We start from the raw sequence: 14834 nt of genomic DNA, 5'->3' as shown, positions 1-14834 counted from the left end.
TGGTGTCGTGACAGCGGAGCGCGCGTTCGTCGACGAGCGTGTCGCCGACGTTCGTCGAGCGGCGAGCGTCGCGGACCTGGCCGCCGAGACCTGGGGGCTCGGTCGACCGGTCCTGATCCGCCACGGGATGAACGTGATCTTCGCAAGCCGGACCGCCAGCGCGACCACGAGTCGTGGCGGTCGGGACGACGTCGTGATCCGAGTGTCGTCACCGAGCGTCCATGCGTCCTGTTCGATCGAACTCGCCGCGTCACTCGCCGCCCACGGGGTGCCCGTCGTCGCCCCGTCGCGCCTCGACGTCGTCGAGGTCGACGGTCTGTCGGCCACGGCGTGGGAGTACGTCGCCCCGTCGGGCGACCCGATCGACTGGAGGGCGGTCGGTGCAATCGTTCGCAGGGTCCACGAGATCCCACCCGGCGACCTGCCGGTGGGCGTTCCCACGCCGAGCCCAGCGGCATTCCCGTGGTGGGACTTCGAACGCCTGCTCGACGACGTCGCGCCGGTGCTCGACGACGCAGCCCTGGCCGGGATCACCGCCGCCGTCGAACGCCGGGCGGGCTGGGATGCGTGGAACCCGTCGGACGCAGTGGTCTGTCATGGCGACGTGCACCCGGGCAACGTCATCATGACCCATGACGGGCCGGTCCTGATCGACTGGGACCTGCTGTGCATCGCCCCGCCGGGATGGGATCACGCACCCCTGATGACCTGGACCGACCGTTGGGGCGGCGAACCCGGTGTCTACGAGGCGTTCGGCGCAGGCGCAGGAGGCTCGCTCCGGGGCGACGAGCGCACCGAGGCCTTCGCCGAGTTGCGTCTGGTGGCGGCGACGCTGATGCGGGTGAAGGCCGCGATGGCGGATCCATCCGCACGACTCGAGTCCGAGCGCCGTCTCACCTATTGGCGAGGCGACCCCGAGGCACCCGCATGGAGTGCTCAGTAGCGGCGTCCCGGAGGCGTCGATTCCTCCCCGCTCACCTCCTCCCCGCTCACCGAACTGGTCGGAGCGGGTAGGCGCAGCGGTCGGGGAGCGGTTGACTGAGCGATCGTGCCTGCAGGTCTGGAAGTCAAGAACTCGCCCACCGGCGCCGGACGTGGCGTGTTCGCCACCCGAGCCTTCAAGAAGGGCGAGGAGATCGAACGATGCCCGATGCTCGTTGCCGACGAGGACCGCGGCGACGACCTGGAATCGGGTGCCGAGGGCTACGTGTTCGGGTGGGGCGACGGGCGGACCGCTCTCGCGCTCGGCTACGGCTCGCTCTACAACCACCGCTACGACCCCAACGCCACGACCACCGAGACCGGCGACGAGTTGGTCATCACGGCGACCCGCAAGATCGCCGTCGGCGACGAGATCTACATCAACTACATGGGCACCGCTCAGACGGGCGTGTGGTTCGACGTGCTCTGACCGTGATGCGGGCGCGGCCAGGTGCCGTGCGGGAGGATCCACGACCGGCGCACAGCGGCCCGGCGTCGTGTCGCGGCGCAGTACTGTCGCGGTGTGGGCGCGAGCGAGCACGATCGATTCCAGAGGCTCACCTGCCCGAGTTGTGCTGCGCCCCTCGACATTCCCGAGGCACACGAGCAGTACTTCCGTTGTGCGGCGTGCTCGACGCCGCTCGAGGACACCGCGTTCGAGCAACCGACTCCCGACATCGAGGTGTCGGTGGCGCAGTCGCACCCCGACCTCGACCGGTTGGTGGCGTATTCGAGGGTCGCCGAGGCCATCGCGCTCGCCGAGGCGACGCCGAGACGGACCGGTTCCGGGTGCGTCGTGTCGTCGATCCTGGTCCTCGCGATCGTCGGCGGCGCCATCGCAGCGGCGACCTGGGCGTTCGGGAGCAGCGTCGAGGACGCGCTCGACGCCATCGGTTCCGAGGGTTCCGAGCCGTCCGACGAGTACGACATCTACAGCTTCGCCTCCGGGACGATGATCCCGTCCGACACCGAGGACGGCGACGACCTGTTGGCGATCGCCCGGTCCGCCGACGGCGGACGTGTGATGTACCTCGACTTCGATTCCGAGCCGGTGACCCGCTGGACCGCTGCGCGGAACGATGCCGAGGTCGGGGCCGACGACCCCGTCGCTGCGACCGACACGATGGTCTTCGTCGCCGCCGATCGGTTCGTCCACGCATTCGATCGAGCGACCGGGACTCCCGAGTACACGTTGGGCCTTCCCGATCAGGTCGCTCCGTACTGTCTCGACTGCGTCCAGGTCTTCGGCGGGCAGGACCCGACCCTGGTCGTGCTGACCACCGACGGGACGCTGAGCGCGTTTCGTGCCGAGACCGGCGCCTCCGACTGGGCGACGCAACTCCCGAGCGACGCGTCTCGCCAACTGTTCTCGACCGATGGCAACCCGACGGTGATCACGGGCGTGACCGGGAGCGATGGCGTGGTGCAGACCTACCACCGGTCGACCGGTCGACCGACCTTCGCTCAGGTTCCGAGCTGCGAAGGCCCCGCCGGGCGAGTCCATCCCGTCGATCACGTCCTGCCCACCTCCGACGACGGGTACGTCTGGGTCGGCGACGACGGTTTCGGAGCCTGCGTGCAGCGGTGGGCGCCTGGTGCGGAGTCGGCGTCGTGGTCCATGGCGCTGCAGGCCGATCCGGCGACGATGCGTGCCGATTCATCCGAGGCGCGACTCGTGCAGGACCGGCTCGTGGTGCCGGGTGCCGGCGGGTTCTGGTCGATGTCCGTGGTCGACGGGTCCGCCCGACTCGTCGAGCGTCCCGGGACCGACGAGATCGTTCCCGTCGCCCCGTCGCCGGGCGGAATGATCATCGCCGAGCACTCGGACCGGGGGTCGGGCGAATGGTCTCTCGTCGGTGTGCCCGATGATCCCGAGGCCGCGGTGTGGCAGTACGCACTGGCCGGCGAGCGGCTGGTCGCGGACCGCCTCGTCATCCCGAATCAGAGGGGGTGGTTCGCCGAGGCACTCGGCGAGGACGTCGTCGTGATCGAGGTCGACGACGTCGCAGGCTCCGTGTCGTTCAGGATCGTGAACGGTGCCACGGGCGCCGCAGGGCCGCCCACGACGTTGACGACGGGCGACGATCCGATCGACGTGCAGGCCGTCTTCGGGTACGCCGACGGCCGGATCACGTTCGCCGGAGATCGACGTGTGTTCGTCGCCGACGTCGTGACGGGCCGTCTCGTCGAACAGGCCCCGTAGCACGTGCACCGATCCGTTGGCCGGGTCTCGTCACCTCACCGGGGTTGACAGAGGGGGCAGTGATACGAGGTGCGGTTCTGGATGAGCAGATGTCGGATCTCGGAGCCGCACCGCAGGCAGGTGTCCCGTTTGTAGGCGTAGGTCGCCTCGCTGCGAGGAATCCTCCTCCCGCGTGGAACGCCTGACTCGTCTCTCGACACGGTGACGATGCGCCCGTCCTTCACGCCCTGGCGCAGCATGCCGGTGATCGTGGCCCACAGCGCCTCGAGTTCGGCGCGGTCGAGGTCGGTTCCTGCCCGCAACGGGTGGATTCCGCAGACGAAGAGCGCCTCGGCCCGGTACACGTTGCCGACGCCGGCCACGACCGACTGGTCCATCAGCAGGTCGCCGATCCCGCGCTTCGAGCGCGAGATCTTGTCGTACATCTTCTGAGGGTTCTGGCGGGGCTTGATCGGGTCGGGGCCCAGCCGGGCGAGGATCTCCTTGCGCACCGACGGATCGTCGACACTGCACGCCGTCGGACCTGCCAGGTCGACGGTCACCTGTCGGAGTCCGACGTCGGCGATCATTCGCATCCGACAGCCACCACTCGGCTCGGGTGGTTCGGCACCCCGGTGGATCGTGAACTTGCCGAACAGTCCGAGGTGCACGTGGCCGATGTCGCCGGTGTCCCAGAGGTAGAAGAGGTGCTTGCCGTGTGGCTCGATCCGCTCGAGCACCGCACCGTCGACACGTTCTGCGTCAGCGGCGAAACGACCCTGCGGACTGGACACGCGGATCGGTTTGCCGTTGAGCAGCTTGCCGTGGTCCTTGGCGATCTTGTGGATGGTGTGTCCCTCTGGCACGAAGGCCGACCGTACCGGCGGCCCACGTAGAGTTCGACCCGTGCTCCACTCTCCCCTCGACCTCGACGTGGACAAGCTGTCGGCGTGCGTCTCGTGTGGCCTGTGTCTGCCTCACTGCCCGACGTTCCGCGTGACGGGCGAGGAGGCGTACTCGCCGAGGGGACGCATCGACGCGATGCGCGGCGTCGAGTCGGAGCGAGCGCCGATCGACGACGAGTTCGTCGAGTTCATGGAGACGTGTGTCCAGTGCCGAGGATGCGAACCGGCGTGCCCGAGCAACGTCGAGTTCGGCTCGCTGATGGAGCAGACCAGGGCATCGCTCGCCGCCGACAAACGGATCACACCGTGGTGGCAGCGCGCCGGCTTCCGCGTGCTGGGTCATCATCGTCTGCTCCTCGCCGGATCGACGTTGCTCGCCGTCGGCCAGCGGCTCGGCCTGGTCCCGGGCCGACTGGGGATCACGCGCCTGCCCCTCCGGCGAGGTCGGCCGCTCACGCCGACAGGCGACGACGTCTGGCTCTACACGGGGTGCGTCATGGATGCGTGGCAACGCGGCACGCACCGCTCGACCGCGGCGCTGATCAGCGCGACGGGAGCCACGTTCGCGCTTCCGCGGAGCGGAGGATGCTGTGGAGCTCTCCACGCCCACGCCGGACTCCACGACCAGACCGTTGCGCTCGCCGAGCAGACCATGGCGTCGATGCCGGGCGACGCCGTGATCGTGGTGAACTCGGCCGGGTGCGGGGCGGCCCTCAAGGACTACGGCGAGTTCCTGGGCACGGACGCAGCTCGACGGTTCGCGCACCGGGTCGTCGACGTCAACGAATGGCTCGCAGGTCGTGTCGATCGGCTGCCCGAATCCACCGTGCCGCGAATGCGGGTGATCGTGCAGGATCCCTGCCATCTGCGCCACGTCCAACGCATCGACACTCCCGTGCGCAGGTTGCTCGGACACGTCGCCGACGTGGTGGAACTCGACGACGACGGGCTGTGCTGCGGAGCGGGCGGCGCGTATTCGGCGCTGCAACCGGAACTCGCGAGCGAGATCCGGGAACGAAAGCTCGCATCGGTCGATCGTGCCGTCGACGCAGCAGCCGCACGCGGCCCGGTCGGACTCGTCGCGAGCGCCAACCCCGGCTGTTCGATGCACCTGTCCGAGGCGCTCGCCGATCGATCGATCGAGGTCGCCCACCCGGTGGACGTCGTGGCGCGAGCGCTGGGCGTGGTCGAATGAGCGATCTGGCGGAACCCGCCGGCGAACTCGCCGATCAGCTCGACCGCATCGCCGATCGGATCGACGAACTCGCCTTTGCCGAATTGCGTGAAGCGGTGGCGGACGGCGACGGGAAGCGACCGGACACGGACAAGCGGTTGATGCAGGCGCGACGCGCGATCGACAAGGCCGCCCACCTCCTCCGCTCGCTCGATCAGGGGCTGTAGCTGACCGTCGTCCCGCTGAACTCGGAGTAGTTGACGAAGAAGAAAGCCCGCTCCTCGTCGTCGGTCGACCAGCTGATCGTCTCCTCGTCGGCGTCCTCGTTGTCGATCGGTGCACCGACGGCGGCCTGGATCGCATCGGCGGCGGCGCGGACGGTGTTGTCCTCCGACACGTCCCATTCGACGCCGCCCGACTCGAACACCGATCCGTCGAAGGTGCTGAGGCTCAGCGTGTGGCTGAACCCGGTGACGGCCCACCCGAGGTCGGAGCCGATGTCAGCGGTGGCCTGGAGGAGCTCCTGGGCCGGAGCGACGATCGCCGGGACGGGCCCGTCGACGTTGGTGAGCCGGTCGACCTCGATGAAGACGACGCCGGGAGTCTCGTCGTCCTGGGTGACGCTGATGTCCCAGTTGCCGAGCGCCAGGTCGAAATCGGGAGGTGACGCTTCGACGGCGACGGTCCTGAGGCCGTCCTCGGTGGCCGTGGACTCGCTGAAGTCGAACTCGACCCCCGACGACTCGAGCGCGGTGCGATACGCCGCGCGCACGTCCTCGATCGTCATGGTCGTCGCGGCGGACATGGTGATCGACTCGCTGTTGGAGTATTCGATCTCGTCGCTGAACGACGAGTCGGTCCGACTGACCCGCAGTTCGACGACGTTCGTGTTCGGTGAGAACAGGAAGTCCGCGATGGCGTAGTCGCCGAGGATGTCCTCGGTGTCCCGGTTGACGCCGATCTCGGCTCCGGGGGCCGTGGACCCGATGTCGACGGCGATGCCGGTGCCGGGAGCGGCGGCCGTGGTGTCGGTGGGGGCGGTGTCCTCGGTGGCGGTCGTGGTGGCGGTCGTGGTGTCGGGAGCAGTGGTCGTGTCGGGGACGGACTCGGTGCCCGGTGGGTCTTCGACGGGCACGGTGGTCGTGGCGGCGGTGGTGGTGGTGTCGGGGGCGTCGGTGCTCGGGGGAAAATCGGTCGTCGGTGGCTCGATGTCGGGAACGTCGAGGTCGCAGTCCAGCACGTCGAATTCGGCGACCAGGTCCTCGACCGACTGCTCGTCGAGCCCTTCGGCCATCGCATCGAGGTCGTCGATCTCGAGACCGGAGTCCTCGATCCCGTCGAGATCGTCGAGACGCTCGATCTGACGGACCACGCCGTCACGGTCACCGGCGGCGGTCTCCTCGACCAGACGCTCGCCCACGCGGCACGCACGATCGGTGTCGAAGGCCTCGCCGTCGGATCCGCCTCCACACGAGGCGAGCACGAGGGCGCCGGCGAGCGCCACGGATGTCATCGTCTTGTTCACCCCAACATGGTGGCAGAGCACGCCCCGGAATTCATGAATTGACCGTTCGACCGGAGGGTTCGCGTCACGGACTCGGCGGGACGTCGCGGTCACACCCAGGAGTTGATCTCGCCGATCATCTGGATCACGTCGCCGTAGCCGTGCTTCGTGAAGTCGAAGGCGATGCGGTCCAGATCGAGGCTGTCGTCGCTGCGTCGTTCGACGCGCGACGGCTCGGCCCGCTCGATCGTTCCCGTGGCGCACAGGTGTCCGAAGCGTTCGTTGAGGTGTTCGAGTTGGTCGTCGGTCGGCCCCTGCTGGACCCGCAGCACCATGCGATCGCCCACGAAACGCAGTGAGCGATAGTTCGCATAGAACCCTTCGATGATGGAACACGCCTCGTCGCTCGAGTCGGTGATCCGGTAGAGGCCGGTGTCGTCGGGGGACACCAGACCACGCTCGATCAGTTGGTGACGCACGAGCTCGTCGACCTGCTCCCAGTATCGATCGCCAGGGGCATCGAGCAACACGACGGGCACCGGCAGACTCTTGCCGGTCTGGATCAGCGTGAGCAGTTCGAAGGTCTCGTCGAGCGTGCCGAAGCCGCCGGGAAGGCAGACGAACGCCTGCGACTCCTTGATCAGCATCAGCTTGCGGGTGAAGAAGTACTTCATCGAGACGTGCTTGTCGTCGCCGGCGATGATGTCGTTGGCGCCCGTCTCGAACGGCAGTCGGATCGAGACGCCGATCGATCGTTCGCGCCCGGCCCCTTCCATGCCGGCGAGCATGATCCCGGGGCCCGCACCCGTGACGGTCATCCAACCCCTGTCGGCCAGTGCTCGGGCGAGGTCACGGGCCTGGGCGTACAACGGATCGACGGGGAGCGTGCGCGCCGAACCGAAGATGGTGACCTTCTGCTCGGCCCGGAAGGGGGCGAACACGCGATAGGCCTCGCGCATCTCGGTGAGCGCAGCGGTGGCGATCTTCAGGTCGAGCGTGTCGGGCTCGTCGACGATCAACCCGATCGCCTCGGAAACAAGTTGTTCTGCCAGCCGAACATTCCCGGAAACTCCCAGCGCCTCCACCAGGGAACGCGCGCGCGGGTCGATCGGATCGGGTACACCTGTGTCCATGAAGAGCGGACTCTACGACGACGTGGACGAGGATGCGGGTGCGCTGCCCCCGCTTCCCGGAACCGATCCTGTTCGGCCGCGAGGATCCGATCCGCTGCGCGGTTCGTTCGTGTCGCCGGAGAAGCCCTCGATCTGGCGCGGTGTCGGGTTGGGACTCCTCGCCACCGCCGTCGGCCTGGCCGTCGCCGAGTTGATCGTCGGGCTCGTGAAGGGTTCGGCCTCACCGGTGGTGCCGGTCGGTCAGGAGTTCATCAACATCGCTCCGCAGTGGCTCGTCGAGTGGGGCAAGCGGACGTTCGGAACCGACCAGAAGTCCGTCCTCGTCGCCGGTGCCGTGATCGTCGTGTTCGGGCTCGGATCGTTGATCGGCGTGATGGCGGTTCGCGGGGAACGGGGCTTCGCGTACGGACTCACCGTGGCGATCGGCGTGCTGGGCGCCTGGGCGGTCTGGCTGCGTCCCGGTACGACACTCGGCAAGCTCGCTCCGACGGTGGTCGGCTCGATCGTCTCGGTGGCGGTGCTGTGGTGGCTGATGCCTCGTCGATCACCCGACTCCCCGACGGGCGAACCGATGGTCGGGCCCGACCGTCGACAGTTCGTCCAGGGCGCGGTGGCGGTGGGATCGGTCGCGGCGGTCACCGGTGGGGTCGGTCGCGTGTTGCAGCGGCGGTTCGCGGTCGACACGGATTTCGCTCTTCCGGGTCAGACCCTCGACGCCGGAGCCGGAGACTCCCCGGCGGACACGGTGGTCCCCGCCGGCGACGTGGTCGTCGATCGGGCGACCTCGGTCCAGGGGGCGGAACTCGGCGTCGACGGGATCGTGCCGTTCGTCGTTCCGAACGACGACTTCTACCGGATCGACACCGCACTGGTCGTCCCTCAGGTGTCTTCCGATTCGTGGAGACTGTCGATCGACGGGTTGGTCGACAACCCGATCGAACTGACCTTCGCCGACCTGCTCGCTCGCGATCAGGTCGAGCGCCACATCACCCTGTCGTGTGTGTCCAACCCGATCGGTGGTGACCTCGTCGGCAACGCGCTCTGGCAGGGAGTGCTGCTCAAGCCGCTGCTCGAGGAGGCCGGTCTCCAGGCCGGTGCCGAGCAACTGGTCAGCCGCTCCGTCGACGGATGGACGTGTGGTTCTCCGATCGAGGCGATCATGGACGGGCGCGACGCGATGCTCGCATTCGGCATGAACGGTGAGCCCCTGCCCGCCCAGCACGGCTTCCCGGTGCGCATCGTCGTTCCCGGCCTGTTCGGGTACGTGTCCGCGACGAAGTGGTTGACCGACATCCGGCTCACTCGCTGGGAGGACTTCGACGGCTACTGGATTCCGCGTGGATGGTCGAAGCTCGGCCCGGTGAAGACGATGGCCCGCATCGACACGCCACGCAGTGGAGCGAGCCGCGACGGTGTGGTGCCGATCGGCGGGGTGGCGTGGGCCGTGAACCGCGGTGTGTCCGAGGTGCAAGTGCGCATCGGGCGTGACGACGGCGAGATGGGCGAATGGACCCCGGCGGAGCTGGGTTCGGTGCCGACCGCCGACACGTGGGTCCAGTGGGTGCACCGGTGGGACACCGCCGGTCTCGACGGCGTGTACATCGTCGAGGTCCGGGCGATCGACGGTGACGGCGAACCGCAGCCGGAGGAACCTCGGGCGGTCGCCCCCGACGGGGCGCAGGGATACCACCGCATCGCGATCGAGATCGGCTGATCAGCGGGTTCACCCCTGCGGTCGTCCACAGCACATTCGTCGATCCGGTCGGATCAGCACGCGGACAGGGTTCCGGGCGCACCGAACGGGTGGCGGGTACATTGCCGCCGTGCGCGTTCGGACGAGTGATCCCGACGGTGTCGCCGTCTCGACGAGGCACGCGCCCGATGGCGGCCTGAGCCGGATCGTCGTGGCGCAGGCGCTGGCGGCTGCGCTCCTGGGGGTGTCGTGGGCCGGCCGACGCCTGCGGCACACGTACTTCTACTTCGACGAGTGGTCGATGATCGGGCGCGTGACGCAGCTGGGGCCGATCGACGGTGCGACCACGTCGTTCAACGGGCACCTCTGGTTGTTCCAGGACGCGATCTTCCGAGTCCAGGCCGTGGTGTTCGGACTGGACTCGAATGTGTTCGTCGTGGCGGTGTTCGTGCTGTCGCTCGTCGCGCTCCATCTCTCGCTCGCCGCGCTCGCGGTCCGAGTCGGTGTGCCGGTCGTGCCGGCGCTGATGCTGGCCGGACTGCTCACCTACCTCGGTCCTGCCGCGCAGAACTTCGTGTTCGCGGTCCAGGTGTCACCGACGTTCGCCACCGCTGCCGCGGTCGCTGTCCCGGCGATCGTGTCGGGCAGGCAGCCGACGATGCGCCGCTGCGTGATCGTGTCCACACTCCTCCTGTCCTCGGTGTCGTTCGACAGCGGTGTGGGCCTGATGGCGCTCGCGCTGGGCGGAGGCTCGGTCGTGGCGCTCTGGCCGCGGCGGCGATGGTGGGTCCTGGCCCCGTCGGGACTCGTCACGGCGTCGTGGTACACGTTCGGCGATCTCGGCCCGGAGTTCGACGCATCGGTGAACGAGCGGATCGTCTTCGCCGCTCGGCTGCTGGTGCGCGGCGCCGGCGCCGTCGTCGGTGGGGGAGCGTGGGCGGGTGCCGCCGTGCTGGTCGCCTGTGCGTCGGCGACGGTGCTGGCTGCGGTCGCCGGACGGTTCGATCGGGCCGGGTGGGCGGTGATGCTCGCCGGTGGTCTCGCCACCACGATCAACGTCGCCGGGATCGCCCAGTCGAGAGCGGGTGTCGAGGGATTCACGTTCTTCGAGAACAACCGGTACCTCCAGAACGTGGCGATCCCCCTGTCCATCACGTTCCTTCCCGCCCTCGTCGGCTGTGCGAGGGGCGCCGCCGATCGATGGTCGGACACGTGGGTCGCACGTCGCTCCGTGCAGCTCGCCGTGCCGACACTGCTGATCGGTGCCTGCTTCGTGCTCGGTCTCGACGAGGAGCGCGAGTACGCCGACGTGTTCGTCGAACGGACACAGGAGGTTCGCGTCGGGGTCCGCGACATCGGCCTGGTCGTCGTCGCAGGGTGCCCGACCGGGGAATCGCGCGATCTCGATGTCCGGGCTCTCGGCGGCCTGAGCCCGCAGGTCACTCCACGCCTCGTGGGCGAACTCGTCGACCGAGGGCTCCTGAGCACCGCTCGCGGGGGTGTCGATTCGGTCGATCCGCAGATCCTCGCTGCGGTCTGCGGACCCTGACCCCCACCGCTCCAGCGCGCTCCCGCTTCGAGCGGTCCGATCAGTTCCGCAGGTCGGCGGCCTTGGCTTCGAGGGTCTCGATCAGCTCGTCGAACGCCGTGGCGAAGCTCTCCACCCCTTCGCGTTCGAGGACTGCCGCCACGTCGTCCATGTCGACGCCGACCGTCGGGAGCGCAGCCCACACGGCTTCGGCATCGTCCACGTCGGCGTCGACACGACGGGCGATCGTGCCGTGGTCGACGAACGCATCGAGCGTGGCGTCGGGCAGCGTGTTGACCGTGTCGGGGCCGATCAGTTCGTCGACGTAGAGCACGTCGGAGTACGCCGGGTTCTTCGCACCGGTCGAGGCCCACAGCGGGCGCTGCACGCGAGCGCCCCGGGCTGCCAGTGTCTCCCACCGTTCTCCGGCGAACTTCTCGGTGAACAGCTTGTAGGCGAGCTTGCCCTGGGCGACGGCAGCCTTGCCGCGCAGTGCGAGCGCCTCGTCGGACCCCTGTGCTTCGAGCCGCTTGTCGACCTCGACATCGACACGGCTGATGAAGAAACTGGCGACGCTGGCGACCTTCGACAGGTCGGCGTCGGGATCCTGGGCGAGTTGCTCGAGCCCGGCGATGTAGGCCTCGATCACCTGCTCGTATCGGGGCAGCGAGAAGATCAGCGTGACGTTGATCGATCGACCCTCGGCGATCATCTGCTGGATCGGCGCGAGACCTTCCTCCGTGCCCGGGATCTTCACCATCAGGTTGCGACGGTCGATCCGTTCGTGGAGATCGCGGGCCGCGGACTCGGTGCCCGGACCGTCGTGCGCGAGGCTGGGGGCCACCTCGACGCTGACGTACCCGTCGACGCCGTCGGAGTGGTCGTGGACCTTGGAGAACACGTCGCAGGCACTGTGGATGTCCTGGATCACGAGGGACCAGTAGTCCTCGATCACGTCGCCGGTGCTGCCGCTGCCCGCCGAGGCCCGGTTGTCGGCGATCAGTCGCTGGAACTGCTCATCGTAGTCGGACGAACCCGCCATGGCCTTCTGGAAGATCGACGGGTTCGACGTGAGGCCACGGACGCCGCTCTCACGGATGTCGACGAGTTTGCCGGACGTGATGTAGTCGCGACGGAGGTTGTCGAGCCAGGCGCTCTGGCCCTGCTCGGCGTGGAGATCGTGCAGACGGTCGCTCATGGAATTCTCTTTCGGTCGAGGCGGTCGGTCGGTGAGGTCGGGTGTGGGAACGGGTCGATCAGCTCAGTCGATGAGTGCCGTGGCGTGGGCGACCACGTTGTCCACGTTCATGCCGAGCTTGTCGAGGACGAGACTGCCCGGCGCACTGGCACCGAAACGATCGATCGCGACGGAGTCGTCGGCGTACTTCGCCCACCCCATCGACACCCCGGCCTCGACGGACAGAACCGGGACGTCGTCGGGGAACACGCTCGCCCAGAACTCGGCGTCCTGTTCGTCGAAGCGGTCCCAGCTGGGCATCGACACGACCTGAGCCGAGATTCCCTCACCGTCCAACACCTCGGCGGCCTCGACGCACAGTGAGACCTCGCTCCCGGTGCCGACGAGGACCACCTGCGGGGAGGTCGCAGGGCGGACGATGCCGGCGCCGGTCGCCACGGCGGAGCCGTCGGTGGTGACGGTGATGTTCTGCCGGCTGAGGATCAGCGCCGACGGGCCGTCGTGGCGCACGATGTCGGCCCACGCCTGGATCGTCTCGTTGGCGTCGGCGGGTCGCACGACGTGGAGGCCTGGAATCGCACGCAGCGAGGCGAGTTGTTCGACCGGTTGATGGGTGGGGCCGTCCTCGCCGACGCCGACGGAGTCGTGCGTGAAGACGAAGCAGACCTTGACGCCGGACAGCGCGGCGAGGCGGATCGGCGGGCGCATGTAGTCGGCGAAGACGAAGAACGTCGCCGTCACCGGGAGCACGCCGCCGTGTTCGGCCAGGCCGATGGCGATCGCGCCCATCGCGTGCTCGCGGATGCCGAAGTGGAGGTACCGGCCGTCGGGAGCCTGGGAGGAGAACGGGTGCGACTCGTCGAGTGCGACGCCGTTGCTGCCCTTCAGGTCGGCCGAGCCCGTCATCAGTCCGGGAAGGTTCGCGTAGGTGGCGTCGAGCGCTGCCTGGATGGCCTTCCGGGTGGCGACCGAATCACCCTGCTCGTAGGTCGGCAGGTCGGAGTCCCAGCCGTCGAGGCCCGTGAGGGCCGTCGCTGCGTCCCAGTCGGGGCCGCTCGGGGCGGAGCGCGCGCTCCTGGAGTCAGCGGCGCGTTCGGCAGCGTGGGCGCGGTACGCCGCGACGAGGTCGTCGGGTGCCCAGAACGCCTCGTCGGGGATTCCCATGACCGCTTTGGTCTCGGTGACGTCCTCGGCGGTGAACGGGTTGCCGTGGGCGCTGTGATCGTCCTCCCACTTCGGCGAGGGGTGGGCGACGTGCGTGCGCAGCATCAGGAACGACGGCCGGTCGGTCTGCTTCGCGGCGTCCAGCGCCGCCTCGAGGGCGTCGAGGTCGTCGGCGATCCCGTCGAGTTCCACGACGTCCCACCCGTAGGCCCGGAAACGGGCGCCCATGTCGACGCTCGTGGTGAGGTCGGTCTCGCCGTCGATGGTGATCTTGTTGTCGTCGAAGATGCAGATCAGGTGACCGAGGCCGAGATGGCCGGCGAGGTCGGCGGCCTCGTGGCTGATGCCTTCCATCATGCACCCGTCTCCGGCGATGACGTAGGTGTAGTGGTCGACGTGGTCGGCGCCGAAGCGGGCGCGTTGGTTCGCTTCGGCGATCGCCATCCCCACGGCGTTGGCGAACCCCTGGCCGAGCGGTCCGGTGGTGACCTCGACGCCGTCGGTGTGGCCGACCTCGGGGTGACCCGGGGTCTTGGAGCCCCACTGCCGGAAGTTCTCGATGTCGTCGACCTCGAGCCCGTACCCGTTCAGGAACAGCATCGCGTACTGCATGATCGAGACGTGACCGTTCGACAGCACGAAACGGTCACGGTCGGCCCAGTGCGGGTCGGCGGGGTCGTGGTTCATCACCCGGCTGTAGAGCACATGGGCGAGCGGCGCCAGCGCCATGCCGGTTCCCTGGTGGCCGCTGTTCGCGGCGAGGGGCCCATCCATCGAGAAGCCCCGGATCAGTGAGACGGCGTTCGAGTCCTGTTCTGGTGTCAACGGCACGCGGGCGAGGGTACTGGATCCCGCCGCGGGGTCCGTCGGTCCGCCGTCGGTCAGAGCCCGTCGTCGATCGCTGCGAGGACCGCGGGGTTCGTGCAGGCGCCGGCGTAGGCGGCGATGCGCGCTTCGATGTCACGCCGCAGGAGCCACGTGCCGATCCGGTCGGCGACGGGTGACAACCAGGCGGGCCGGGTCGTGAAGGTGTAGCGCCACGTGGCGTGCGTTCCCGCCGTCGGGTCGTCGGGATCGACCGGAACGAAGGTCCAGCCGGCGGCGAAGTTGGCGAAGAACCACGGCCCTTCGAGAATCTTCATGCCGACCTGGGTGGGGGAGCGGAACGACACGTACTCGGTGAGCATCTTCAGGCCGTGGCGGGAGACCGTCCTCGTCTGCACGCCCTTGGCCGGGGTGTCGGCACCGACGAGGTGCTGGCGTCTGATGAACGGGTCCCACTGGAGGCGCACCTGCCCGTGCGTCTGCGACACGGCGAATGCCGTCGCGGTGTCGACCGGCACGTCGTGGGAGACCTCGATCCTCGGCACCG

13 protein-coding genes are annotated in these 14834 nt (G+C 68.6%); 7 read left to right on the top strand and 6 right to left on the bottom strand.

What is annotated here, in order from left to right; genetic code table 11:
- Positions 1–7 precede the first annotated feature (7 nt).
- The 3 genes from ABJK40_RS20080 (at position 8) to ABJK40_RS20070 (ending at position 3184) form a co-directional block, all read left to right on the top strand.
- On the top strand, positions 8–943 hold the full coding sequence (locus ABJK40_RS20080) for an aminoglycoside phosphotransferase family protein (RefSeq protein ID WP_348481681.1): 936 nt from the start codon (positions 8–10) through the stop codon (positions 941–943).
- A 105-nt stretch (positions 944–1048) separates the two neighbouring features.
- Positions 1049–1411, top strand: a complete 363-nt coding sequence (locus tag ABJK40_RS20075; RefSeq protein ID WP_348481683.1) for an SET domain-containing protein — start codon at positions 1049–1051, stop codon at positions 1409–1411.
- A 93-nt stretch (positions 1412–1504) separates the two neighbouring features.
- Complete coding sequence (locus ABJK40_RS20070) at positions 1505–3184, top strand: PQQ-binding-like beta-propeller repeat protein (protein ID WP_348481685.1); 1680 nt, start codon at positions 1505–1507, stop codon at positions 3182–3184.
- 35 nt (positions 3185–3219) lie between these two features.
- Here the strand turns inward: ABJK40_RS20070 and ABJK40_RS20065 are convergent, their stop codons facing one another.
- Positions 3220–4029 carry a DNA-formamidopyrimidine glycosylase family protein gene (locus ABJK40_RS20065; RefSeq protein ID WP_348481687.1) on the bottom strand — a complete coding sequence of 270 codons (810 nt, stop codon included), beginning with the start codon at positions 4027–4029 and terminating at the stop codon, positions 3220–3222.
- A 40-nt stretch (positions 4030–4069) separates the two neighbouring features.
- Between ABJK40_RS20065 and ABJK40_RS20060 the strand changes: the two genes are divergently transcribed.
- Both ABJK40_RS20060 and ABJK40_RS20055 read left to right on the top strand, forming a co-directional pair.
- Positions 4070–5263, top strand: coding sequence for a (Fe-S)-binding protein (locus tag ABJK40_RS20060; protein ID WP_348481689.1), 1194 nt, complete (start codon positions 4070–4072; stop codon positions 5261–5263).
- On the top strand, positions 5260–5469 hold the full coding sequence (locus tag ABJK40_RS20055) for a hypothetical protein (protein WP_348481690.1): 210 nt from the start codon (positions 5260–5262) through the stop codon (positions 5467–5469). Before ABJK40_RS20060 ends, ABJK40_RS20055 begins: the two co-directional genes overlap by 4 nt.
- Here the strand turns inward: ABJK40_RS20055 and ABJK40_RS20050 are convergent.
- Positions 5457–6767, bottom strand: coding sequence for a hypothetical protein (locus ABJK40_RS20050; RefSeq protein WP_348510383.1), 1311 nt, complete (start codon positions 6765–6767; stop codon positions 5457–5459). The genes ABJK40_RS20055 and ABJK40_RS20050 overlap by 13 nt on opposite strands.
- Before the next feature lie 89 nt (positions 6768–6856).
- Positions 6857–7879 carry a TIGR00730 family Rossman fold protein gene (locus tag ABJK40_RS20045; RefSeq protein WP_348481695.1) on the bottom strand — a complete coding sequence of 341 codons (1023 nt, stop codon included), beginning with the start codon at positions 7877–7879 and terminating at the stop codon, positions 6857–6859.
- On the opposite strand from ABJK40_RS20045, the gene ABJK40_RS20040 reads away from it, so the two are divergent.
- Together ABJK40_RS20040 and ABJK40_RS20035 are read left to right on the top strand one after the other, a co-directional pair.
- Positions 7878–9593, top strand: coding sequence for a molybdopterin-dependent oxidoreductase (locus ABJK40_RS20040; protein ID WP_348481697.1), 1716 nt, complete (start codon positions 7878–7880; stop codon positions 9591–9593). The two genes, ABJK40_RS20045 and ABJK40_RS20040, sit on opposite strands and share 2 nt — an antisense overlap.
- Before the next feature lie 109 nt (positions 9594–9702).
- A complete protein-coding gene (locus tag ABJK40_RS20035) occupies positions 9703–11121 on the top strand; it encodes a hypothetical protein (RefSeq protein WP_348481699.1) in 1419 nt (472 codons plus the stop codon).
- Between the two features lie 40 nt (positions 11122–11161).
- Here ABJK40_RS20035 and tal read toward each other — a convergent pair whose 3' ends face one another.
- The 3 genes from tal to ABJK40_RS20020 all read right to left on the bottom strand — a co-directional run bounded on the left by tal (position 11162) and on the right by ABJK40_RS20020 (position 14832).
- Entirely contained in the window at positions 11162–12298 is a 1137-nt protein-coding gene (tal, locus tag ABJK40_RS20030) for a transaldolase (protein WP_348481700.1), read from the bottom strand.
- Between the two features lie 63 nt (positions 12299–12361).
- Positions 12362–14293: a transketolase gene (gene tkt / locus ABJK40_RS20025; protein WP_348481702.1), complete on the bottom strand. Its 1932-nt coding sequence runs from the start codon at positions 14291–14293 to the stop codon at positions 12362–12364.
- Between the two features lie 50 nt (positions 14294–14343).
- A complete protein-coding gene (locus ABJK40_RS20020) occupies positions 14344–14832 on the bottom strand; it encodes an SRPBCC family protein (RefSeq protein WP_348481704.1) in 489 nt (162 codons plus the stop codon).
- Positions 14833–14834: the final 2 nt, after the last annotated feature.

Source organism: Ilumatobacter sp. (assembly GCF_039969435.1).
Lineage (GTDB): Bacteria > Actinomycetota > Acidimicrobiia > Acidimicrobiales > Ilumatobacteraceae > Ilumatobacter_A.
Note: the sequence above shows the minus strand (reverse complement) of the source record. Positions and strands in the feature narration are given on the sequence as shown.